Origin of the sequence: Burkholderia sp. LAS2 (assembly GCF_018417615.1) — a bacterium.
Classification (GTDB): Bacteria; Pseudomonadota; Gammaproteobacteria; order Burkholderiales; family Burkholderiaceae; genus Burkholderia; species Burkholderia sola.
Window position 1 is genome coordinate 824,760 of the sequence record NZ_CP071053.1, and the last position, 23,795, is coordinate 848,554.

General features: G+C 66.9%; 20 protein-coding genes. 8 read left to right on the plus strand and 12 right to left on the minus strand.

The window, feature by feature from the left end; all coding sequences use genetic code 11:
* Positions 1 to 52: 52 nt before the first annotated feature.
* Positions 53 to 3,103: a two-partner secretion domain-containing protein gene (locus tag JYG37_RS24075; protein WP_213346583.1), complete on the plus strand. Its 3,051-nt coding sequence runs from the start codon at positions 53 to 55 to the stop codon at positions 3,101 to 3,103.
* Positions 3,104 to 3,381: 278 nt separating this feature from the next.
* Here the strand turns inward: JYG37_RS24075 and JYG37_RS24080 are convergent, their stop codons facing one another.
* The 7 genes from JYG37_RS24080 to JYG37_RS24110 all read right to left on the minus strand — a co-directional run bounded on the left by JYG37_RS24080 (position 3,382) and on the right by JYG37_RS24110 (position 13,985).
* On the minus strand, positions 3,382 to 6,396 hold the full coding sequence (locus tag JYG37_RS24080; RefSeq protein ID WP_213346585.1) for a hybrid sensor histidine kinase/response regulator: 3,015 nt from the start codon (positions 6,394 to 6,396) through the stop codon (positions 3,382 to 3,384).
* A gap of 79 nt (positions 6,397 to 6,475) precedes the next feature.
* A complete protein-coding gene (locus JYG37_RS24085; protein WP_050018240.1) occupies positions 6,476 to 7,150 on the minus strand; it encodes a response regulator in 675 nt (224 codons plus the stop codon).
* A 368-nt stretch (positions 7,151 to 7,518) separates the two neighbouring features.
* Positions 7,519 to 7,707 carry a hypothetical protein gene (locus JYG37_RS24090; RefSeq protein WP_205781944.1) on the minus strand — a complete coding sequence of 63 codons (189 nt, stop codon included), beginning with the start codon at positions 7,705 to 7,707 and terminating at the stop codon, positions 7,519 to 7,521.
* Between the two features lie 119 nt (positions 7,708 to 7,826).
* Complete coding sequence (locus JYG37_RS24095) at positions 7,827 to 10,910, minus strand: ATP-binding protein (protein ID WP_089488950.1); 3,084 nt, start codon at positions 10,908 to 10,910, stop codon at positions 7,827 to 7,829.
* 397 nt (positions 10,911 to 11,307) lie between these two features.
* Positions 11,308 to 12,327: a hypothetical protein gene (locus JYG37_RS24100; protein WP_124594911.1), complete on the minus strand. Its 1,020-nt coding sequence runs from the start codon at positions 12,325 to 12,327 to the stop codon at positions 11,308 to 11,310.
* 122 nt (positions 12,328 to 12,449) lie between these two features.
* Positions 12,450 to 13,277 (minus strand): hypothetical protein, encoded by an 828-nt coding sequence (locus tag JYG37_RS24105; RefSeq protein ID WP_124655273.1) that lies wholly within the window; start codon positions 13,275 to 13,277, stop codon positions 12,450 to 12,452.
* Between the two features lie 120 nt (positions 13,278 to 13,397).
* Entirely contained in the window at positions 13,398 to 13,985 is a 588-nt protein-coding gene (locus JYG37_RS24110; protein ID WP_213346587.1) for a tetratricopeptide repeat protein, read from the minus strand.
* A 361-nt stretch (positions 13,986 to 14,346) separates the two neighbouring features.
* Between JYG37_RS24110 and JYG37_RS24115 the strand changes: the two genes are divergently transcribed.
* The 3 genes from JYG37_RS24115 (at position 14,347) to atsR (ending at position 17,614) form a co-directional block, all read left to right on the plus strand.
* Positions 14,347 to 15,219, plus strand: coding sequence for a response regulator (locus JYG37_RS24115; protein ID WP_050017877.1), 873 nt, complete (start codon positions 14,347 to 14,349; stop codon positions 15,217 to 15,219).
* 69 nt (positions 15,220 to 15,288) lie between these two features.
* Positions 15,289 to 15,792 carry a putative pterin-binding protein gene (locus tag JYG37_RS24120; protein ID WP_050017878.1) on the plus strand — a complete coding sequence of 168 codons (504 nt, stop codon included), beginning with the start codon at positions 15,289 to 15,291 and terminating at the stop codon, positions 15,790 to 15,792.
* A gap of 1 nt (position 15,793) precedes the next feature.
* Positions 15,794 to 17,614, plus strand: a complete 1,821-nt coding sequence (atsR, locus tag JYG37_RS24125) for a hybrid sensor histidine kinase/response regulator AtsR (RefSeq protein ID WP_176016716.1) — start codon at positions 15,794 to 15,796, stop codon at positions 17,612 to 17,614.
* 90 nt (positions 17,615 to 17,704) lie between these two features.
* Here the strand turns inward: atsR and JYG37_RS24130 are convergent, their stop codons facing one another.
* Both JYG37_RS24130 and JYG37_RS24135 read right to left on the minus strand, forming a co-directional pair.
* Positions 17,705 to 18,124: a secondary thiamine-phosphate synthase enzyme YjbQ gene (locus tag JYG37_RS24130; protein ID WP_050017880.1), complete on the minus strand. Its 420-nt coding sequence runs from the start codon at positions 18,122 to 18,124 to the stop codon at positions 17,705 to 17,707.
* Positions 18,125 to 18,134: 10 nt separating this feature from the next.
* Entirely contained in the window at positions 18,135 to 18,461 is a 327-nt protein-coding gene (locus JYG37_RS24135; RefSeq protein ID WP_069620320.1) for a thioredoxin family protein, read from the minus strand.
* A gap of 232 nt (positions 18,462 to 18,693) precedes the next feature.
* Between JYG37_RS24135 and JYG37_RS24140 the strand changes: the two genes are divergently transcribed.
* The 4 genes from JYG37_RS24140 to JYG37_RS24155 all read left to right on the plus strand — a co-directional run bounded on the left by JYG37_RS24140 (position 18,694) and on the right by JYG37_RS24155 (position 21,672).
* Positions 18,694 to 19,398 (plus strand): flavin reductase family protein, encoded by a 705-nt coding sequence (locus JYG37_RS24140; protein ID WP_124556756.1) that lies wholly within the window; start codon positions 18,694 to 18,696, stop codon positions 19,396 to 19,398.
* 186 nt (positions 19,399 to 19,584) lie between these two features.
* Positions 19,585 to 19,917, plus strand: a complete 333-nt coding sequence (locus tag JYG37_RS24145) for a DUF2322 family protein (protein ID WP_050017883.1) — start codon at positions 19,585 to 19,587, stop codon at positions 19,915 to 19,917.
* Positions 19,918 to 20,027: 110 nt separating this feature from the next.
* Positions 20,028 to 20,897: a PASTA domain-containing protein gene (locus JYG37_RS24150; RefSeq protein WP_050017884.1), complete on the plus strand. Its 870-nt coding sequence runs from the start codon at positions 20,028 to 20,030 to the stop codon at positions 20,895 to 20,897.
* A 142-nt stretch (positions 20,898 to 21,039) separates the two neighbouring features.
* Positions 21,040 to 21,672 (plus strand): LysE family translocator, encoded by a 633-nt coding sequence (locus JYG37_RS24155; protein WP_124639182.1) that lies wholly within the window; start codon positions 21,040 to 21,042, stop codon positions 21,670 to 21,672.
* A 34-nt stretch (positions 21,673 to 21,706) separates the two neighbouring features.
* Here JYG37_RS24155 and JYG37_RS24160 read toward each other — a convergent pair whose 3' ends face one another.
* From JYG37_RS24160 to JYG37_RS24170, 3 genes are all read right to left on the minus strand, one after another.
* Positions 21,707 to 22,381 carry a YebB family permuted papain-like enzyme gene (locus JYG37_RS24160; protein WP_124639183.1) on the minus strand — a complete coding sequence of 225 codons (675 nt, stop codon included), beginning with the start codon at positions 22,379 to 22,381 and terminating at the stop codon, positions 21,707 to 21,709.
* A gap of 148 nt (positions 22,382 to 22,529) precedes the next feature.
* Positions 22,530 to 23,099, minus strand: coding sequence for a hypothetical protein (locus JYG37_RS24165; protein ID WP_050017887.1), 570 nt, complete (start codon positions 23,097 to 23,099; stop codon positions 22,530 to 22,532).
* 226 nt (positions 23,100 to 23,325) lie between these two features.
* Positions 23,326 to 23,784, minus strand: coding sequence for an Lrp/AsnC family transcriptional regulator (locus tag JYG37_RS24170; protein WP_039322714.1), 459 nt, complete (start codon positions 23,782 to 23,784; stop codon positions 23,326 to 23,328).
* Positions 23,785 to 23,795 lie beyond the last annotated feature (11 nt).

The following is a 23,795-nucleotide window of genomic DNA, read 5'->3' on the forward strand; positions in this document are numbered from 1 at the left end:
CCGGCCTTCACGGTCGGCCGGGTTCATGAAACTCAATCTGGATAACGAAACGATGAACAAGACCTACGCATTGGTCTGGAACCAGACCCAGGGATGCTGGAGCGCAGTCGGGGAAACCGCGCGCCGCCGCGCCAAGCCCGGCAGCGCCAAGCGCGCCGCCGCCGTCCTCTCCCTGCTTGGCTTCACTGCCCTGCCCACCTTCGCACTGCCCACCGGCGAGAACATCACCGCCGGCAAGGCCGACATCATTCGCGAAAACGACGGCAAGTCGATGTCCATCAACCAGCACACCGACAAGCTCATCACCAACTGGAACGACTTCAGCATCGCCGGCAACGAGCGCGTCGCGTTCCATCAACCCGGCAAGCAGTCGATCGCGCTGAACCGCGTGGTCGGCAACAACGGCAGCCAGATTCAGGGCCAGCTCGACGCCAACGGCAAGGTCTTCCTCGTCAACCCCAACGGCGTGCTGTTCGGCTCCGGCGCGCAGATCAACGTCGGCGGCCTCGTCGCGTCCACCCAGAACATCGCCGACACCGACTTCCTCGCCGGCAACTATCGCTTCTCCGGTCACTCCACCGCGTCGATCGTCAACGACGGCCACATCACCGCCGCCGACGGCGGCAGCGTCGCGCTGCTCGGCGCGCGCGTGTCCAACAACGGCGTGATCCAGGCGAAGATGGGCCGCGTCGCGCTCGGCGCCGGCAACGCGTTCAAGGTCAACTTCGACGGCAACGACCTGCTCAGCCTGCAGGTCGAGGGCGGTGCGGTCGACGCGCAGGCCACCAACGGCGGTTTGCTGAAAGCCGACGGCGGCGAAGTGCTGATGACCGCGCACGCGGCCGGCAACCTGCTGAACGCCGTGGTCAACAACACCGGCACGATCGAAGCGAAGGGCCTCGCCAACCGCGCCGGCAAGATCACGCTCGACGGCGGCACCGTCAAGGTCGCTGGCAAGCTCGATACGAGCGCGGCCGAAGCCGGCGCACCGGCCGGCTCCGTCATCACGCGCGGCGAACAGGTTCGCGTCGCACGCGACACCACAGTCGACACGCGCGCCGGCGACACCGCCGGCACCTGGACCGTCGAAGCCGCCAACGCGGGCGTCGCACGCAACCAGGCCGACAGCCTCTATCCGGACGGCGCGTCGATCGACGCCGACACGCTGTCGCTCAACCTCGGCACCACCAACGTCGCACTGACCAACACGCAAGGCGACCTGACGGTTAGCGGCCCGGTCGCCTGGAACAGCGATCGCTCGCTCACGCTGACCTCGCAGAAGGGCAACGTCGATCTGCAGCAGGCGCTGTCCGCCACTGGCGCCAACGCCAGCCTGAACGTCAATGCCGCCGACAAGATCCGTATCAACGAAGCAGTCAAGCTCACCGGCCGCAACGCGCACCTCGAGCTCAACGCGAAGAACGGTCATACGCTGAACGACAAAGCCGTCGTGACGCTGTCCGGCGACAACGCGTCGTTCCGCGCGAACGGCGAGGACTACAAGGTATTGCATACCGTTGCCGACCTGCGCAGCATCGATGCGAACCTGGGCGGCCGCTACGTGATCGGCAACACGATCGACGGCGCGAACGCGAGCTTCCGCAGCATCGGCGGCGACCGCGCGTTCCACGGCGTGTTCGACGGCCTCGGCAACACGATCAGCCGGCTGTCGATCACCAACACCGGCCCGAACATCGGCCTGTTCGGGCAAAGCAGCGGCACGCTCGCGAACCTGACGCTCGATTCGCTCGTCGTCGACGGCACCTCGGCCGCCCGCGCTGCGTTCGTCGGCGGCCTCGTCGGCGACAATCTGGGCGGACGCATCACCAACGTCACCGCGAAAAACATGAGCGTGTCGTACAACGGCAGCGACACGGTCCAGATGGGCGGCCTCGTCGGCCGGAACGTCGGGACCATCGATCGCGCGCGCTTCGCCGGGCGCGTATCCGGCAGCAACAACGCGTTCATCGTGGGTGGGCTGGTCGGCTCCAACGTCGGCACGATCGCCGACAGCGAAGCCTTCGCCGACGTCACGCTCGCCGGCCGCCCCGGCATCCCGCTCGACCAGCAGTTCAACCCTGACGTGCAGAGTGCCGGCGGGCTCGTCGGGATGAACGGCGGCCGCATCGTTCGCTCGTCGAGCGGCGGGCGCGTGTCCGGTCGCGACAACACGAGCACCGGCGGCTTCGTCGGCGTCAACTACGGCACGATTCGCGACGCGTCGACCTCCGCCACGGTCACGGCAGGCAAAGGCGGGTATGTCGGCGGCTTCGTCGGCAAGAACCGCGACGGCGGCACGATCGCGAACGCGTCCGCCTCCGGCTCGGTCACGGCCGCCGGTGCGAAGGCGATCGGCGGCTTCATCGGCGAAAACGCGCGCGGCACGCTGGACGACGTGCGCTCGACCGGTGACGTGACCGACCTCGCGAGCGGCCATGTCGGCGGCCTGGCCGGCGCGAACCGCGGCACGATCCGCAACGCGCACGCCACGGCCACGGTGAAGGCCGGCCGCAACAGCCACGTGGGCGGGCTCGTCGGTACCAACGACGGCACCGTGTCGAACGCGCGCGCCGAAGGCAAGGCAAGCGCAGGAGATGGGAGCGACGTTGGCGGGCTCGTGGGCCTGAACACGGGGCTGCTGGACACCGTGCAGGCCGCCGTCGACGTGACGGCCGGCAACGGTAGCCGTGCCGGCGGACTGGTGGGCGCGAACCGCGGCAACAAGGCGATCGTGCGTCATGCGTCGGCGTCGGGCAATGCTGCGGCGGACGACTCGAACGTCGGCGGCCTGGCGGGCCTGAACGACAAGGACGCCCTCATCGAGGATGCATCGTCCACCGGCACGATTGCGGGCACCCGTTCGAACCTGGGCGGCCTGGTCGGTGAAAACGCCGGCACGATCCGGGCCTCGACGTCGAGCAGCCGTCTGAACCTGGTGTCGCCGGTCTACGGTCCGTTTTACTGGGGCCGACTGGTGGGGTTCAATACGGAGAGCGGCCACATCGAAACCAGCTCGGCCAGCGGCCCGGGCCAGCCCTATTCGACGGTCGGCATGAGTTTCGGCAAGATCGACGGACGGTGGCAGTACGGTCCCGTCGACTGATAATGGTGCGTTGAAACCGTAGGGTTTGGCGTGACGGCCCCCGCTCGTTTCAAAAGTGGGGGGCGGAAAAATCAATGGCCGGCGGCTTCGACGAAACTGCCGGCCATCTCGTTTCCGGTCCGGGCCATTCGAAACCGGCCCGCCACCTTACTGGTAGCTCATCGTAAAGGTCGCCACGGCATTTGCAGTGCCGACCTTTACGATGAGTTATCAGTCGTGCGGCCACGCGCGGGCTTCGGCCAGACCTGGCCTGAGCGCCGAACGGCTGCGCCCCGGAGTCAACGCTCGAGATGCCGTTCGATCTCGCTGCGGAACGCAACCCAGTGAGCCCGGAGCGCCTCGGCTCCGCCCTCGTTCACGATACGCTCCATGGCTGCGCAGGCGTCGCGCGCTTCGGTATTGTCGGCAAGCGCGAAGCCGCCCCGCATCGAGTGCAGCTCGATCCTGACAGGAACGGCGTCGCCGCGCGGCAGCGCCTCGTCAATCGCCGCGAGCGAGCGCAGCGTCGCAGCCCGCAATTTCTCGCGGATTTCGTCGGTCATCACCGGCGGCGTTCGACCGCTGAAATCGGCCGGACGAGCGCCGGTCTCCGCCGCACCACGCCCCCCGTGCCGACGCAACACCGCCTCGAGCGCATCGATCGACAACGGCTTGAGCACGACTTCCACCGCCCCCACCTGCACGCAGCGGCGCCGGTCCTCGTCGGTCGCATGCGCGGTCATCGCGATCACCGGCACGGTCGCACCCTGCTCGCGCAGGAAATTCGCGAGCGCGAAGCCGTCGAGTTCGGGCATGCCGAGATCGGTCAGCACCACGTCGAACGGCTGCTGGAAGTACGCACGCATCGCCTCGACGCCATTCGCGACGAGCGTGGCGTCGCAATGCAGCGCATCCAGCTGATCGCGCAGCAGCGTGCGGCTCGCAGGATGATCCTCCGCCACGAGCACGCGTAGCGGGGTCTCGTCGTCCGCAAGGATCGGCAGCGGCGGCGCCCCGGGTTCCGGCTCGTCGAACGCGGCCCGCCACCCGTGCGGCGCGTCGGACAGCGGCAGCGACGCCGTGAACGTCGTGCCCGAGCCTGGCCGGCTCGCGACGGTCAGATCGCCCTGCATCAGCCGCACGAGACGCAGGCAAAGCGGCAGCCCGAGCCCCGTGCCGCCGAAGCGCCGGTAGATCGACGGATCGGTCTGAACGTACACATCGAACAACGTCGGCAGGCCTTCCGGAGGAATGCCGATCCCGGTATCGCGCACCGCGATCTCGACGCCGCGCCGGTCGCCCGATGCGCCGGCCAAGCGCGCATCGATCGTCACGCTGCCGTGCTCGGTAAACTTGATCGCGTTGCTGACGAGATTCGACACGATCTGACGCAGGCGGCTCGGGTCGCCGACGTAGCCGTCGGCCAGTTCCGGCGCGATCCGGCATTCGAGCGCGAGATGCTTCGCGTCCGCGAGCGGGCGGAAGATCGCCGCGACGTCGTGCAGAACGGCACGCACATCGAACGGAACCGCTTCCAGCGCCATCTGGTTGGATTCGACCTTCGACAGATCGAGCACGTCGTTGATCACGCGCAGCAACGCATCCGACGACGACATGACCGTCTGCAGCCGGCGCTGCTCCATCGACGGCAGCGTGGCGCGCGCCATCAGCTCGAGGTTGCCGACGATCGCGTTCAGCGGCGTGCGAATCTCGTGGCTCATCGTCGCGAGGAACGTCGATTTCGCCTTGTTCGCATCATCCGCCGCCATGCGCGCTTCCTTCAGTTTGTCTTCCGTCAGCTTGCGGGCGGTGACGTCGGTCAAGGTGCACAGCAACACATCGACGCCACGGAACCGGGTTCGCACGACCTGTGCCGCCAGATAGACCGTGTCGTGATCCGGGTGCTCGATCGCCAGTTCGTGCTGCATGACGCCGCGCCGGGCGCTGCTGCCCGCGTGGCGCTCGCGGTAGGCCTGCCAGATGCGCTTGCCGAGCGACAGCCCGGGCACGCCGCGGTCGTATGCGAGCACCGCATCGTTGCGCAGCATCGTCTCGCCGTCCGTCACCGACAGCAGCAGCAGCCCGGCCGGCGCGTGGCGGATCAGCGTCCGGTTGAATGCCTCGCTCTCGATCAGGCGGATCGCGCGCCGGTTCGCCGGACGCAGCGCGCGGCGATCGAACAGCACGATCGTCGACCAGAGCAGCACGATGCCGAACAGCGCGGCGCCGAGCGTGACGCTCAAGCTGACGAGGGTTGCCGTCAATACGCTGCGCCACGAGAAAGTCGTCATCACGACGAGGCTGGACCCGGGCAAGCGATCGTAGACGATGAAGCGCGCGCCGCGCCGTCGCACGGCCACGTTTTCGCCTAACGGTTCGCGCGCGTCGCGCAGCGCGCGCTCGATCATCGCCGGGTCGCGCTCGCGCCCGAAGACGATGTTCCCGCGCGCGTCGACGACCGCGACGTCCTCATCGTCGGAACGCGGCACCATCGCATCGTCGACCCGGTACGCCCCGTTGACGACGAGCCATCCGAACGGCCGTCCGGCCGCGTCGTCGAGCCGACGCGCGAACCGCACGACGTCCCGTCCGGACAACGGGTCGAAACGGCGATCGAGCATGACCAGCCGGCTCTGAATGAACGCCTTCTGTTTCGCGACCCCGGTCGGCATCGTCCGGGCAATCAGCGCCGTCAGATCGATGCCCGGCCCGAGCGAACGGGCGCGTGCGACGAGCCCCGGCCCCACGACGGCGAGAAACCGGCCATCGAGCCCGATCAGGTAGCCACCGAACGGTTCGGTGTCGGATGTAAGCGCAGAGGGTTGCGTCGGGACCAACCGGTCGTCCTTCCGGAACAGGCCGAGCAACGCACCGAGATAGCCAGCATACGATGCGGCGGGGCGATCCGGCGTGATTTCCGCCAAGGCGAGTAGCGTCTCGCCACCCGCGCCGTTGCTTGCGCCCAGCACACCGCCCGCCGCCGAGAATTGTGTCAGCGCGTCGGGCGACGGCCGTGCGCCCTGATTCCAGAGCTGCTCGATCCGGCTCCCGTAGGTCGCCAGCACCATGTCGACCGCCTGCATGCTCCCGAAGAACTGCGCTTCCCGGTACAGGAAAGTCGAGCGCGCCTGCGCGCGATAGTCCTGCACGTCGAGCCGCACGACAAGCGCGGCGCAAATCAGAATGAACAGCGTGACCGCGATCCCGCCGCCATACAGCAGGAACTGCTGCTGACGGCGCACCCGGCCGGGATCGAACGGCTTGCGGCCGGCATGGGCGACCTGGCTGGCGAATCGCTTCAGTTTGGCGGGCATCGACTATCGCGTGCCGAAACGTGTGCCGGCAGCCGTTGCTCGCCGCCGGAACCGACACCGGATCGCGCATCGCATGCCGCTATTCGCCGTGCGCCGGCGCGTCGGCGCCGGGCATGTCCGGGAGCTTGCCTTCACTGGCGTAGCGGATCAGGTCGGCATCGCGCACGATGCCGAGCTTCTTCATCGCGCTCGACTTCTGCGAACTGATCGTCTGCTTGCTGCGGTGAAGCTGAACGGCGATCTCACCCACCGTCAGGCCGGCCCCGTAAAGTCGCACGACTTCGATCTCGCGGGCCGTCAGCACCCGTGTGCCCGACGACGACTCGGTGCCCTCCAGCAATTGCTTGACGAACGGAGACAGATAATTCGCGCCGACGTAAGCGGCGTGTACCGCGCCAACCAGATGCGAAATCGCGTCGGATTTGCTGAGGATGCATCCGACACCCTGCCGCTGAATCGCATGCAGCACGCTCGGGTTGTCGATCATCGTGATCGTCACGAGATGAAGCGCGGGATAGCGGCGCTGCAAAAACGACAGCAACGCGAGACCGTCGCCATACTTGCCGCCGGGCATCACGTAGTCGACGACGAGCACGTCGCTCTGCTGCTCGTCGAGCATCGCCACCAGGTCGGTCGAATTCGAGACAGTACCGAGCAGCCTGATCGTGCTGCTGCCCGCGAGTGCCTGCGACATCCCGAGTGCGGACGATGGATGATCGTCTGCCACCATCACTCGCACAAAAAATTCATCCATCTCTATTCTTCTCCCGATACACGCGGCCCGACGTGCCATGTTGTGCGACGCGCCGGGATTCGAATCCATCTCGCAACACGATCGCGTTGCGGTGTTCAGCGAACCGGGCGGTGCGCAGCGTAATTTTAAGATAATAGGCGGGTTCTGCGTTGCCTCAATGCGACGGAGTGCGACCGGGAGCACCGGCGTGCGGCCACGCACAGCGGCCGGGGCTCGACGCAATAGTCGCCTCGCCATCCGCCGTGACCGGGCACGGCCTTGCCGCGGCAGACCCTTTCGGCGATCCGCCGCCCATGCACGCCCAATCGACGGCGCCCCAACGCCGTCGATCCGTTCTGCCCTGCGGGGTGGCCCGAGCCGCAGCCTGTCTATCGTTTGTCCACTGACTTGCCCGGTTCATCCGCTCCATCGCCCGCGGCGTGCTGCCACTCGGTGATGGCCCGCCGCTTCTGCGACGGCGACATCATCATGAATTCGTTCAGCTTCGTGAGGAAATCCCGTCTGGATTTCTCCGGCAACGTCGCGAATCCAAGCAGCAGCCCGAACACCTTTCCTATATAGCGCACGGCCTTACCCTTCCTTCTTCAGTCGAAATCACGCGGCACCGGCACGATGCCGCGTGTCTGCCTTCCCTGTTTGACGCCGGCGGTCTGCGCTGCCTTCGCGTGTCGTTTTCTTATCGTCCCGGCCAATCCACCGTTGCGGCCATCGCATCCGATGCCCGTCGCCTGTCTGCCGCTTCGGCGGGCGCGCCCGTCCCGCGCCGCCGCGCGATGCGCGCCAGACTGCGGCGCAGGTCCGCCAGCGTCACGGGCTTGGTCAACACGCATTCGACGTTCGATACCGCATAACGCCTTGCGTCGTCCGGCCCCAGGTGCGATACCACGGCGATCATGTCGCACGGCAGCGCGCGCGCATGGACGACCTCCGCCAGTTCACGGGCCGGCATGTCGGGCAGGTCGGCGCCGAGCAGCAGCACCTCCCATGCACCGTTCGCCAGCGTATCGAGCGCCGCCGCGCCGGACGACACGCAGCGGACCGTATGGCCAAGCACGTCGAGCTGTTCGCGGAAGATCGAGCCGTTGACCGACGTATCGTCGGCAACCAGCACCCTCAGCCCGCGCGCATCGGATGCCGGCACCGCCGGCACCGCCCGCCGGCCGGCATCCGCAGCGCCACGCGTCCCGCGCCGCGATTCCGCCGTCGCGACCCGCGCCTGCCCGATCGCCGTGCGCAGCCCGCTCAGCGAATAGCTCGACACGCGAATCGTGCGGCCCGCAACGTCCGGCTGCAGCGGGCCGTCTGGGGTGGCCAGCACGATCGGCGTACCCCCTCCGAGGCTGTCGAGCTCGTCGCGCCGCCATCGATCGGAATCGCCGAAGAGCACGATCGCGTGAGCACGCGCGAGGCACCCGGCGGCCATTCCGATCGGACTCGGATGCATCGCGACATCGAAACCCCATGCGCGCAGATGGGGAAACGCGAACGTGCGCCACGCATCCTCCGGCGACACGACGATCAGCGTCTGCCCGGCGCCCGCGCCGACCGGACATTTCGGCGCAATGGCCATGCGCAACGGCAGGCGAACGGTAAACAGGCTGCCGACGCGCGGTGCGCTGTCGACCGAAATCGTCCCGCCCATCGCCGCGACCAGCCGATCGCACAGCGCGAGCCCGAGCCCCGTGCCGCCGTAGCGCCGCGTGATCGACGCGTCGACCTGCGAAAACGGCTTGAACAGCCTCGCCTGCTGCGCGGGATCGATCCCGATGCCCGTATCCTCGATGCCGATCGCGAGCTCGGGCGCGCCGCGCGCGTTGCGCCCCACCGCCACGCGCGCGACGACGCGCCCTTCGCTCGTGAACTTGATCGCGTTGCTCAACAGGTTGCCGACCACCTGTGCGAGCCGCGTCGGATCGCCGCGCATGCGCTGCGCGTCGCTCGCATCGATATCGGCAAACAGCGGTAACCCTTTCGCCTTCGCCACGGACGCGAACGCGGCCAGTTGGCGCTCCATCACGGCGATCACGTCGAACTCGATCGACTCGACCGACATCGCACCGGCCTCGATCTTCGAGAAATCGAGGATATCGCTGACGATCGCGAGCAGGCCCTCGGCCGATGCGCGCAGCGTCTGTACGCGACTCTGCTGCGAGGCATCGAGCGCCGTGCGCTCGAGCAGCTCGAGGTTGCCGAGGATCACATTCAGCGGTGTGCGGATCTCATGGCTCGTCGCGGCGAGAAACGACGACTTGGCTGCATTCGCCGAATCGGCCGCGCGCACGGCTTCCTCGAGCTGATGCACGAGCCGGCGCTGGGCGGACGTATCGGCGAAGGCCGCGATCATCACGTCCTCGCCCTGGTAACGGGCGCCGTGCGCAATGACCTCCAGATGCAGCGGCGAGGCGCCGTGCGCGTCGAGCACGAGTTCGGTCATCATCGTCCTGCCCGCCCCGCCGTCCGCGACGAACACCTCGTATTGCGCGAGGACCTGCGCGGTCAGCGCCTGCGGATTGCCACCGTACGGCACGAGCATCTGCGCCAGCACGTCGCTCGCCAGGATCACGCGGCGATCGGACAGCGACACGAGCCCGATGCCGACCGGCGCCATCCCGATCACGCTGCGGCACAGATCCTCGCTGTCGAACACGCGGGCCGAGCGCGCGTAGACGGGCACGAGCACGCGCCGGTAGAAACGCATGAGCAACAGCCACATCACCGCGATCGCCAGCAGCGATGCCGCGACGAGCGCACCGGCCTGCACGCCGATCGCGGCCGCGACGTCGGCCCACGACAGCATATAGGCGATCGTCCAGCCGGTCGCGCCGAGCGGACCGCGGAACACGATCGTGCCGTCGCGGAACATCGCCTCGGCCGGCGCCGCGAGCCCGTGCGCGACGTCCAGCTCGAGCAGACGCGCATCGAGCGCCTGCGTGCGCTCGACGGCGGGATCGACCGTGATGAGCCGGTTGTCGGCGGCCGTGATGAAGAACACGCCGGTCGCATGACGATCCTGCAGCCACGACAGCAGATACTCGGGCGCATACTCGGTCACGAGCACCGCGAACGGCCGGCCGTCGGCACGCGCCTCCGCGGCGATCCGGATGCGGGCCTGCCCAGTCACCGGGTTGACGTACGGCGGCAGCCAGTGCACGTGCGGCCGACCGTCCGCACCGAGTTCGGGCGTGTGTGTGAAGTCGATGCGCAATGCGTCGAGCACGTGCGCGCGCGCATCGGCGGTAGCCAGCGCCGGATTGTCGCGCGACAGATGCGGCACGAGACCGAACAGTCCCGTGCGGGTGCTGTAGTGGTACCCCTCCAACGTGCGCCCGCGATTGAGCGAACTCGCCGCGCAGATGCGCGACAGCATGAACGACAGCGCGAGATAGCGCGCCACCTCGTCGCGCTGCGCCGTCTGGCCCGGTACACCGACCACCAGCGACGGATACGGCTTGATCGCGAGCTGCTCGCCGTTGGCGAAGAATCCGTCCACGACGTCGGCCGGTGCGGGGTCCAGCTCGCGCCATATCAGCTGCGTATTCGCGACGCCGTTGCGGAACGACGTCTCGCTCACCTGAATCTCGTCGACGGTTTCCTCGACGCCGTTCAGAAAATTGCGCCGCTCGCCGTCCAGGTAGCCGTAGACGATCGAAACGATCCCGAGCCCGCAGGCGACGAGGATCAGGATCGTCACGACAATGGCGCCGCCGAACATCGAAATGCTCTGATAGCGGCGAATGGACTGAAGCGTGCTGTACGGCATGGCCTGGCGCGACGACGCGTCGGGTTCCGCGGTCGAGCGGATGCTCGGCCCGAACGGACGTCACGATGGAATGAAAGGGATGGAATTGTCCCGATCATGCCAAACGACTCGGGGGAAATCAGTCGATGCAGTCCTTTTTAGTACTCGTCTGAATAATTTGAATAATTTTTTTGAACTTGACCGAGTCTTTGATGCGACATTTCGTCTGATCCGGGCCGCTGCGTCACGCAGGGGAACGGCAACGCGCGGTGTACGCGTAAACGAAATGCCGCCGGCAAGCCGGCGGCAAAAGATGCGGACACGCATCGCGGGTCGCACCTGAGGCACTCGATGGGACGCGCGCAGGTCATTCGCGAATGACTGCCCCGCGCGACGCTGCTGCGCCGGACGTTTCCGCTCAGTTCTGCGTGAGCGGATTCAGCGTCGTGCACAGGAAGCCCGTGCAGTTCTTCGGCGTGAAATAGAACGACGCCATCGCCGGCACGGGCGAACCGAGCGCGAGGTCGCTCAGGTAGGCCGAGCCCTGCGCACCGAACGTGTTCGACTGCTGGACGAAGCTCGCGCCGGTCGACTGGATCGCGGCCGACTGGTACGTGAAGGTCGGCGATTGCGTCTGGTCCTTCACGTAGATCCACGAGATCGCCGTGCCGAACGCCATCGCGCCCTTCGCACGATAACCCTTCGCGCCTTCGCTGTTGGCCTGCGCGATGAAGTCGTTCACGGTCGACGTCGGCGCCAGCGCGTCGTACGTATAGGTCGCGTTCGACGCGTTGTTCTTCATGTATACGTTCGCCTGCGCGGCCCCGACCATCAGCGGGCCGACGAACCAGTAGCCCGACTGGCCCTGGCCGTTCGCCTGCGTGAGGAACGCGTTCGCATCGGCCGGCAGGCCGGTCGTCGTGTACGTGTACGTGGCCGACGAGCCGCCGTCCTTGCGATAGAGATCGCCGTACGTGAGCGGTCCTTCGTACCGGTAGCCGCTCGCCCCTTGCGCGTTTGCCGCGTTGACGAAGGACGTCATGTCGGACGACGCCGTTTGCAACTGGTACGTATACGTCTGAGCGGTGCCGTCGTTCACGAAGATCGACTGCGTGCCACCGTTGGCCGCGCTGTAGAAGTAGTCGCCCAGATAGCGGTAGCCCTTCGCGCCTTCGCTGTTGACCAGCGTCAGGAAGCCCGCCTGGTCGGCCGCAACAGGCTGCGCCTCGTAGCGCCACGTCAGTGTGCTGCCGCCGGAACCACCCGAACCGCCGCTGCCGCCGGAACCCGTTCCGCCCGAACCCGTGCCGCCTGTCCCGCCGCTGCCGCCGTTGTTGCTCGTGCCCGATCCGCCTGACGAAGCCGGCGAGGAATTGTCGTCGCCGCCGCAAGCGGTCAGCGCGAGGCAGGTCAATGCGATCAGTGCAACGGCTTTCATCGGGATCACCTTCCAAACGTACAGGACGAACGAAGCCCGTACGCGCGAATCACGCCGCGCGCACCGACCATCAAGAATCAGAAATCAGGAGTCGGCCGGCGGCCCCCGCCGGCCCGGCGACGTCAATTGACCTGCAGTTGCCCACCGCGGCCCAGCCCGCCCTTGACGTCCTGCGCCTTGTAGCTGCGCAGCGCGACGACCATCTTGTTGTACGCGTCGATGAACGCGACGACCGTCGCCTTGCCTTCCGGCGTCGACGAGAAGCCCGCCAGCGCGCCGCCTACCCCGCCGCCGAAGCCGCCCAGCGCCGCACCGTAGTTGGTCGCCGTCGAGCTGCCTTCCGACGCCGCGATCTGCACCGCCGAGCGCACGTCGAACAGCGTCAGCGTCACCACCGACGCCTTCGTCTGCAGGTGGCCCGCCACCGCCGCCACCGCGCTGTTGCCGATCAGCCCGCCGATCATGCTGCCGATCCCGCCGATCGGCGAATCGTTGATCACGATCTGCGGTTCCATGTAGTAGTCGGCCGCGACGCGCTGGCCCTTCTGCTGCTTCGAGCCCGCGCGGTATTCGCCCGAGTTGCGCTGCAACTGCGTGATGCGCGACAGGCGCGCGTCGCTCTTCTGGTTGCCGATCGACGTGATCACGAAGCAGTTCGACTGCTGCACCGCCAGCCGCAGCAGCGGATCGATGCTCGTCACCTTGGTCGCGCTGCCGAACTGGCCCCACCAGTCGGCGTTGCGGCCGTCGTCGACCGCGATCGTGCCGAGCGGCGACGGGCAGCGCTGCAGTTGCGAATCGGCACCGGCGCTCGCGCCGCCGGCCGCCGCGCCCGTCACGCCGGCGTTCTGCCCGCCGGGCGTCACCACGCCGCCGCAACCCGCGACGGCCGCGCCAAGCGCTGCAACCAGCGCGCCTTGAGTGAGACGTTGGGAAAGGTTGGTCTTCATGTCGTTATCGATCGATTAGCGTCGTTGTTCGGCTTATGTGTTCGTGCGAACTTCGATAAGCCCCCCGGCGTGGCGCGCGATGGTGGTCTCCCCGCTGCCGCCCCGTTGCTCGATACCCGGTCAGTAGTACCAGTACGTCTGCTGCCAGACGCCGTAGTACGGATAGCCCGAGTACCAGTAGCCGTAATAGACGTCACGCCATTGCGTGCGCCATTTCCAGTCTTCTTCGTCTTCCTTCTTAGCCTTGCGTGCAAGGTCGAGCAGCTTCTTCGATTCCTTGTCGCCGCGGCCGGCCGCGATCGACAGCCACTTCTCCGCTTCGCGCGCATCCGAGCCCATTTCCTCGAGACCGAACAGGTAGAAACTGCCGAGCGCCTTTTGCGCGTTCAGGTCGCCGCGTTCGGCGGCCTCGCGCATCCACTTGAGCGCCTGGTAGCTGTCCTGGCGCACGCCGTCGCCGCGGAAATAGCGCAGGCCGAGGTCGTAGGCGGCCTTCGGCTGGGTCTTCGCGGTTTGCTTGAGCGCGGCGATGCGTGGATCGTCCCGGTCTTCCGCATCGCCCCTTTTTTGATAGGAGACCTGATCTTTAGGGCGATAGGAACAACCTGTGTCGTCGCAGATCCGTACCGTGCCGGCGGTAACCGACGGATCCTGCGCGCACGCGGCCAGCAGCAACAGCAGCCCCAGTGCGAGTAAACGGCGATACATGGGTACTTTCCTCAAGTTTTATCGGCGCCGCAATGCTTCGAGCTATTCCACCCCGCGAGCTCGTACCCGGTTTGCGCGCGGCGCAGCGGATACAATTCCATCCGCCAACGCCGACACGCATCCCTAGGCTCTCTCAGGCTCTCTTCGAATCGTTCCGTCACTGTTTCATTGCCGCCGCTTTTCGCTGCCCCGACTGTGCCGGCATCGCGCTCCAAACATGACGCGACAAACAATAGTGACGTGGTGAGCAATAATAATGGAGAAAAATGGCATGTCAAGGCCCTTCGCGTGTTTAAAGTTTGCGTGACGCGTCAGCTTTGATATGCTCTTCCTCACCAAAACCCCTGGAGACCCCATCGAGATGTCCACCACCGAGCAGGCCAACGTCGATCTCATCACCGCCAACAAGGTGCGCGATCTCCTGAACCGGAACGGCATTCCGCCGCGAAGTCACAACACGACGATCGCGAACGTGCTCGGCCTGAGCTTCTCGGTCGTCACGCGCAAGATGAAGGGCCTGATCCCGTGGAACCTGTCGCAGTTGCAGGACATCGCGACGCACTTCGGCGTGCCGCCCGCGATCCTGCTCGACGACAAGGGCACGCAGCCGGCCGCGGCCGAGATGATCGACGCGACGTTCGTGATCGAATCGAAGCGCTTGCGCTGCCGCGCGGCAATCTCGACGAAGGCCACCAGCCAGATCGAAACGGACTTCGTCGCGCTGCAGTGGCAGGGCGAATGGATCGTCACCGAACGCCAGCACGCACGCGAGGGCCGCACGTATCCGGTCGACGTGATCGAGCTGCGCTCCGCGCAGCCGAACGTGTATGCGGCGCGGATCGCCGTGGTCGACGATTCGCACGACGTCGCCGAAACGGTCTGTGAATATTTCATCGAGAAAGGCGTGAACGCGATTCCGTACTTCGACGGCGCGAGCTTCCGCAAGGCGCTGGAAGTCGAGGATTTCGACGGCTACATCCTCGACTGGATGCTCGGCGACCAGACGGCCGCCGAACTCGTGCGCGGCATCCGCTCGAGCGAGAACAGCGGCGCGCCGATCTTCCTGCTGACCGGCAAGATCTCGACCGGCGAAGCGAGCGAGGACGAGATCGCGCACATCGTATCGCACTACAACGCGCGCTGCGAAGAAAAGCCGGTGCGCCTGCCGATCCTGTTCGCGGAAGTCGCCCGCGAGCTGAAGCTCACGCTGCCGGCGGCGACGGCGACGAACTGAGAACCGGGCGCCGGGAACGGCGACCGGCGCGACAACCCGCTACACGCATCACCAGACCGAGGAAAAGACATGCGCGTTTCAACCATCTGGACCAAAAGCCTGCTGACGGCCTGCCTGCTCGGGATGGCCGCCGCGACATGGGCCGCGTCGTCGTTCACGTTCACCGTCGACGGCAAGATCAGCAAGAGCAACCAGCAGGGGAAGATGACCTACGTCTTTTCCGAGCAGGCGCTGATGGCACTGCCGCAACATACGATCGTCACGTCGACGAGCTGGACGCCGAAGGCCGCCTTCACGGGCCCGCGCCTGTCCGACGTGCTGAAGACGGTCGGCGCGCACGGCACGCAGATCGAATTCCGCTGCATCGACGAATACACGTTCACGATTCCCGTGTCCGATGCGGCCAGGTACGGCGTGATCCTCGCGCGGACGATGAACGGCAAGGTGCTCGGCAACGACAACTACGGCCCGCTGTGGATCATGTATCCGCGCGACCAGTATCCCGACGAGCTGAAGACGCCGCTCGGCGAAGCGAAGTTCGCGTGGCAGATCATCGGTCTGACCGTGAAGTGACATGACGCGGCGGCGATGGAAAAATAGAAAGATCATCCTGATCCTCGGCTCGCTGTGGATCATGGGGTTCGCCGCGTGGGCGTTCCTGCTGTGGGATCTCCTCGCCACCTCGGTCAACGAGGGCGTGCTCGAGGGGCCGCGTGAAGGCGTGTTCTGGACCGCCGCGCAATACCGCAACGTCTATACGCGCTTCGACCGGCAGCTGATTCTCTACGCGACGCGCGAGGACGACGATTTCGATCACGTGCAGATGCAGCTCGACAGCCTGTCGGTGTCGTTCGGGTTCCTGCAGCGGCCGTCCGAAGTGTCCCAATACTGGCTGCGCATCCCGCGCGCGCGCAACGAGATCGACGCGCTCGGCGAATTCATGACGCGCCTGAAGCGCGAGGTGCCGCTGCTGCGCGATTCGCCGAAGCAGGCGCGGCAGGTGATCGACGAAGTCAATGCGTACTGGCCGAAGGTCAACGGCCTCGCGAACTACTTCCGCGCGATCGAAATGGCGCAGCGCGATTTCACGTTCCATCAATTGAAGGACAAGCAGCGCGCGATCCTGATCCTCGGCATCGTGCTCGGTGTGATCCTGTGCGCGCTGTTCCTGCTGCTGTTCTATACGATGCGCACGCGCGACGACCTGCTCGAACGGCAGAACGCGGCGCTCGATGCGGAACGCAAGGCGTCCGACCGCGCGTTCGAGATGATCGAGGCCAAGAACGCGTTCCTCGGGATGGTCAGCCACGAACTGCGTACGCCGCTGCAGGCGATTTGCGGATCGATCGAGATCCTGCTCGCACGCCCGCAGTCCGACGCGAACCTGAAGACGATCCGGCGGCTGCAGAATTCCGCGCTGTCGCTGGAAGCGCTCGTCAAGGACCTCACCGACTACATCAAGCTGCGCTCGACGAAACGCGTCGCCGAACTGGATACCGTCGGCATCGCGCCGCTGCTTGCCGAGGCGCTCGAACCGCTGCGCGAGAGGATCGCGACGAAACGGATCACGGTCACGCAGCGCGTCGAGCCGCCCGGCCTCGCGATCCGCTCCGATCGCAAGCTGCTGCGGCAGGTGCTGTCGAACCTGATCGAGAACTCGGTCAAGTACACGGCCGGCGGCTCGATCACGGTGGCGATCACGCTCGCCGATGCGCCGGCCGGCCAGCAGGTGAAGATCGCCGTGCGCGATACCGGCGCCGGCATCGCGAAGCAGCATCTGTCGAAGATCTTCGAGCCGTTCTATCGCGCGAACGACGCGGTCGGGCTGCACGTGGACGGGATCGGCATGGGGCTCGCGGTCGTGCGCGAAATCGTGACGACGCTGCGCGGGCATGTGGACGTGCGCAGCGCGGTCGGCGAAGGCAGCGAGTTCGTCGTGACGCTGCCGGTCGAAGTGCCCGGCGTCGATACGGCCGGCACCGCGACCGGCGACGTGCCCGCGCTGCCGCCCGTGCTGCCGCACCGCGACCGGCGCGCGCTGGTGGTCGACGACAACGACAACGCGCGCGAGACGCTTGGCGCGATGCTGTCGGCGCTCGGCGTCGAGGCCGATCTGTGCTGCACCGGGCAGGAAGGCGTCGCACGCTTCGGTACGGGCCGCTACGACCTCGTCGTGCTCGATCTCGAACTGCCGGACCTGAGCGGATTCGACGTGGCGCGGCGCATTCGCGCGGTGGCGGAGCCCGACGACGACGGCCGGCATCCGGCGATTCTCGGCGTCAGCGCGTATGAATCGGCGGCGCTGCGCGAGAACAAGCGGGCGTTCGACGCGTTCCTGCCGAAGCCGGTTCACCTGCGCGAACTCGGCGCGCTCGTCGAGAAGCTGCTCGCCTGAGCCGCGCGCGGGCGCGGCGTTACGCGTTTCCGTCCGCTTGCGTTTCCGTCCGCTTGCGTTTCCGTCCGCTAGCCCGCTCGCCGGCTTTGCCTACTCGCCGATCAGATGCAGCACGATGTCGCGCCGGTGCGCCGCGCGACGATGCTCGAACAGATAGATTCCCTGCCACGTGCCGAGCACCATGCGCCCGTGCTCGACCGGAATCGACAACTGCACCTGCGTGAGCGCGGTGCGCAGATGCGCGGGCATGTCGTCGGCGCCTTCGGTGTCGTGCTCGTAGCGCGTGTCGTCCTCGGGCGCGAGCGTCGCGAAATAGCGTCCGATATCGCGCTGCACCGACGGATCCGCGTTCTCCTGGATCAGCAACGACGCCGACGTATGGCGGCAGAACACGGTGAGCAGGCCGGTGCGGATCGCCTGCTGGTCGACGAACGCACGCACCTGCTGCGTGACTTCGACGAGGCCGCTGCCGCGCGTATCGACGCCGACGTGCGTGATGGCCTGTTGCATCGTCGTGACCTCAGGCCAGCGCCGAGAAGCCGTCGGCTTCGATCTGCTTCGCGTCGGCGGGGCGCACGACGCGCGCGACTTCGACCCCATCGCGCAGGAATACCAGCGTCGGCCACAGCTTCACCCCGAACGAGCGACCGAGCGGACGGCCGGGGCCGTCCTCGATCTTCAGATGCCGCACGGCAGGATGCGCGGAGAACGACGCCGTGATCGCGGGCTGCGCGCCTGCGCAGATCCCGCACCAGTTCGCGCCGAATTCGATGACGGTTGCGCCGCCCAGTGCGTCGACTTCCGCGCGGGTCGGCGCGTTGGCGGTGTAGCGTTGCTCGGTGTCCATCAGGCCCTCGTGTGCGTTGGCGGAACGTGACTGCGCGCGCCCGCGTGATGCAAAGCGGGCGCGGCCTTCGATTTCTTACTGTAGCGGAAAAGCCCGCGCATTGCCGGCTCGGTCCGGCGCGGCGCCGGCGCCTTTTTGCGCACCGTTCGGAATGACACGACAAGATTCGGAGCGTCGCGTCGCCGCGACGGGTTCAGCATGAGAACCGATCCCGTCAACGAAGGACTCGACCATGAATGCGCCGCATTGCGTCACCGAACCGAACATCCTCTACTTCGGCACGCCCGTCGTGCTGGTCAGCACGCTGAACGAAAACGGCACGGCCAATCTCGCGCCGATCTCGTCCGCGTTCTGGCTCGGCTGGCGCGGCGTGATCGGCATCGCCGCCAGTTCGCAGACCACCCGCAACCTGCTGCGCACCGGCGAATGCGTGCTGAACCTGCCATCGTCGGCGCAGGCGGACGCGGTGGACCGGATCGCGCGCACGACCGGCACGTATCCGGTGCCCGACGGCAAGCGCGCGAAAGGCTACGTATTCGAACCCGACAAGTTCGGCACGGCCGGGTTCACCGAGGCCGCGTCGCAAACGGTCGCGCCGCCGCGCGCGCTCGAATGCCCGGTGCATATGGAGGCGGTCGTCGCGGCCACATACGGGATCGGCGACGACATGCCCGACCTGCGCGGCCGCATTCGCGTGTTCGAGATGCGCATCCAGCGCGTGCACGCGCACCCCGACCTGCTGATGGACGGTCATCCGGACCGCATCGATCCGGACAAGTGGTCGCCGCTGATCATGAGCTTCCAGAAGTTCTACGGGCTGGCGCCGCGCCAGGTGCATCCGTCGCGGCTCGCCGACATTCCCGAGCACGCGTATCGCAGCCCCGACATCGAGCGCGCGCGCGAGGCGGGTGTGCTGACCGGTACCGGGCGGTCATGACGCCGCACGCGTCGGCACGGCGGCATCGCTGGCGAACGTGACGCGGATGATCGACGCGGTATTCGGCGTCGCGATGCCGGGCGCGCTGTACGACGCGTGCCGCGGCGGCGGCGCGACCAAGCCGATCGGATAAGATACGGCCGGCCACGCACCTTGGCCGATGACCGAACCGACGGAGTGTTTTCAGTGATTCAACCGACTCAAGTATTCAAGGACAACCTCGCGCAACTGCCGGCCATCGACGGCATCGCGCGCATCGATCTCGTCGGCGCGAACGGCGACGTGGTCGCGACCATCGAGAACCAGCCGGGCAAGCAGGGCTCGCTCGCGGTGTACCACTATCTGAAGCAGGCGTTCGGCACGCTCGACGCGAAGTCGGCCGAACACGGCCTCGCGGTGTTCGCCGAGCATACGGCCGACGCACGCAATCGTCCGGGCGCTCACCCGAACGTCGATCGTCTCCTGGCGATCGTCGCGGGCGGCGACGCGCTGCGCATCGACGTCGTCGCGAACGGCTGAGAGTCGGCGGCGGCACGGGGGCGGGCCGCCGGGCGGTGCGCGCGACCGTGACATACGGGCGAAAAAGCGCGATTGTCGCGCCCGTTCCACTTTCCCCGGGGACAGTCTGGGTGTTGCTTTCCATTGCGTCACCGCTCATCCGCCATCTTGCTTCGATCGTTTCGATCGCGGTATTGGCCAGTGCCACGTTCGGTGGCACGGCATCGGCCGAGCCGCTGCGCACGGGCTCCGATATCGCCGGGGCGTCGCTCGTGCCATTCGGCACGCTGCCGCGCTCGCCTGAAAACGGTTCGCTCGATCCGTTCTGCACGCAATATCGCGCCAAAACGACCACGGCGGCCGGCCGCGAGGTCGCGCAGCGCAACTGGATCGTGACGTCCGAGGCACCGCTCGGACGCTACACGGTCGTCACGTTCGCGAGCGGATTCAGCGCCGGCACGAGCGCGATCTGCTTCGCGCGCAACGGCAATATCGGCGTATTCGACGACACGACGCTCGTCGCGCTCGGCTACACCGCACGCAAGGCCAGCTGGCAGCTCGGCTCGGCCGATCGGCTGGAAAGCGGCGCGCTGCTGATCTGGGGCGGCGACGGCCCGGCGCCGCCCGTCGGCGAGCTGCACGAACACAACGGCGAACTGCGGCTGACCCGCGTCGCCGCCGAAAGCACACACTGCAACGGCCACGCGGTCGTGCCGAACGTGTATGGCAAGCCGCTCGACGCGGCACGCAAGATACTGATCGCGCATGGCTGGCAGCCGCTGCGTCCGCGCGAGAAACCGGACGCGATGGACGGCGCAGCGACGCTCGCGAAGCACGGCATCGTCGAAGCCGAAGCGTGTTCGGGCACCGGGATGGGGTATTGCGCGCTGCGCTACCGGAACGCGGCCGGCGTGCTCGGCGTGACGACGGTGGGCGGCGAGCCGGACCGGCCATCCGCGAATACCGTGATCGACTATCAGGTGGCCTGTCGCAAACAGTGAGGGGGGTGCGGGCCGCGCATGCGCGATGCACGCGCCACGCGATCCGTGCCGTCCGGCCATCGTCCGTTCGCTCGATTGACCGGCCTCGCACGCCCTCCTAAACTGGGTTCCCTTTTACGCCGCACCAGCAAAAGGGAATGCCATGATCGACTTTTCCACGCTCGCGCTGTTCTCCGGCGCGTGTCTCGCGCTGACCGTTACACCCGGCCCCGACATGTTGCTGATCGCGTCCCGCAGCGTGAGCCAGGGGCGGCGCGCCGGCTTCGCGACGCTCGCGGGCATCCAGGCCGGCACCTACTGTCACGCGCTCGCGGCCGCGCTCGGTCTGTCGCAGCTCTTCGTCGCGGTGCCGCTCGCGTACGACGCGGTACGTTTCGCAGGCGCCGCGTATCTGCTGTATCTCGCGTGGAAGACATTCCGTTCGGATGCGACTGCGCTGTCGCCCGTCGCGTCGCAACGTCAGCGCTCGACCGCGACGATCTTTCGCCAAGGGCTGACGACGAACCTGCTGAACCCGAAGATGGCGTTGTTCGTGCTCGCGCTGTTCCCGCAGTTCGTGCGGCCCGAACAGGGTTCGATCGCCGTGCAGATTCTCGTGCTCGCGACGGTGCTGAACCTGATCGGCATCGTCGTGAACGGCGCGGTGATTCTGTCCGCGAGCCGGCTGAGCCAGCGGATCGGCGCACGCCGCCGGCCGTCGAAGGTGCCGCAGTATCTGCTCGGGTCGGTATTCGTGGGTCTCGCGGCGCGGCTCGCGGTGGCGGGGCGCAACTAACCCCGTCGCGAATGCGTAATACCCGGCCCCTTGTTCACCCATCCGCCTTGCACTCGCGCGTATCCGCCACGACACGCAACTTGTCGCTCTCGAACAAGCTCGCCGGCGTCACCGTGCGGCGACGCCACGGAATCCGGCCGAAGTACCAGATCCTCCAGAGGCCGAGCGGATGACCGGGATTCCGGCGCAGCAGCATGTCGAAGGTCTCGACGTCGCCGAGCACGATCCGCGTGGCATCGCGCACGATCTCGCGCACGAAACGCGAACAGAACTGCCGGCGCGACGCGAGGTTGAAACCCGTGTCGTACACCACGCCGATCCTGCGCCTCGCCGCGTCGACGAGCCGCCGTCGCTGCGCGGCATCGAGCGGCTGCGTCAGCCGCGCGACCACGCATGCGCCGCAGTCGGAACGCGCGACAAACCGCGACATCGTCGTGACGCGCGATAGCGGAAACGTGCTCTCCGCGATCAGCGCCTCGCCGCCGCGCTCGCCGACGACGATTCCAACGTGATTCGTCCATGAGCGCGTCGCGCTCGCCACTTCGAGAAACGGCCGCACGGTGACGCGGATGAAGACGATGTCGCCGATTTCCGGTTCGACCGGCAACGCCATCGCATGCGATTCGGGCGAACCGAAGGAAAAGCGGCGCCCGCGGCGTGCGCCGGGCGAGCGGACCAGAGACGGCTGGCGGCCGGTGTCGACGACCATACGAGCCTCGCGCAAGTGAACATGGAGCGAGCATGGCAGGCGTTGCCGCGCACCGCATCCGGTTCATGCGCGAGGGTGCGAATCCGCGCCGCCGGGTGGCGGATTTCGATACCGGCACGAGGCGCAAGGCGCCGAAGCGTGGAAGCCGTCAGCGCGTCGCCCCCAGCGCGACGCGCAGCCGCTCCATCAATCGCGTGTAGTGCCGCAGCACGTCGTCCTTCGGCACGACGCTCGCGGTCGCGAAACGCTCGGACCACACCGGCTTCCAGGCATACGAGCCGTGCACGCTGCGGTCGCCGTCGGGCGCCTGGATCAGCGAGCGAATCCGCGCGTCGCGGCCCGGCCCCGTATGCATCTCGAACAGCGCATGAATGAACGTGTGATACGCGTCGTACACGTCGTCGTCGAACAGGTAGCGGTAGATGTGGAACGTGCGGTCGAGGTCGCGCTTCGCGCGGATCACGTCGTCCGGCGAGATGTCCTTCCAGTAGCCGATCCACGTGTAGAAGCACAGCAGCGCATTGAGCTGCGGCGCGACCGTGTCGTACAGCGCGAGCCGCTTTTCGATCAGCCGCTGATTGGTCCACTGCACGAGTTCGAGCCGCTTCAGCCGGCGCGCGACGAGCCAGCCGAGACAGGCGACCGACAACGGCGTCAGCACGCCGAGCACGAGCTTGACGATTTCCAGCGAATTCCACGGCGTATTGAATGGCTGCATGTAGGGCTCGACAGGAAGAAACGCATTCGCGGCGACGCACGACCTGGCGCGCTATGCAGCGCCGTTCGGCCGATCGCGTCGGCATTGACCGTTAGTTGCTTGCACATCGACCGGCGTGCGACCGCACCGGCAATCCGTGCGATGCGACTCACCCCGTCAGTTTATCGGGCGATTGTCACCGTGCCATGACCGCTCGTCGACGCATCGCCGCACGCCCCGCCCCGCTTCAGGTTGGTAGCGCCGACGTGAGCTTGACCTTCTGCATCGGAATGTCGGTCTTCACGCTCAGCACGCCGGGAATACGCGTCAGGTATTCCATCTGGAAGCGCCGGTAATCGTCGATGTCGGCCGCGACGACGCGCAGCAGGAAATCGCAGTCGCCGGCCATCAGGTGGCATTCGACGACTTCCGGCATCTGCTGGACGGCCTCGGCGAAACGGTTCACCGATTCCGCGTCCTGCCCCTTCAGCCATACGCGCGTGAAGATCGTCAGCCCCTTGCCGACCTTCGCCGGGTTCAGCACGGCCACGTATTTCTCGATCACGCCGGCTTCCTCGAGCAACCGCACGCGCCGCAGACACGGCGACGGCGACAGCCCGACCTCCTGCGCGAGCTCCACGTTCTGCATGCGGCCGTCGCGCTGCAGCGCGCTCAGGATTCGGCGGTCGATAGCGTCAAGTTTCATTTGGCATCCGA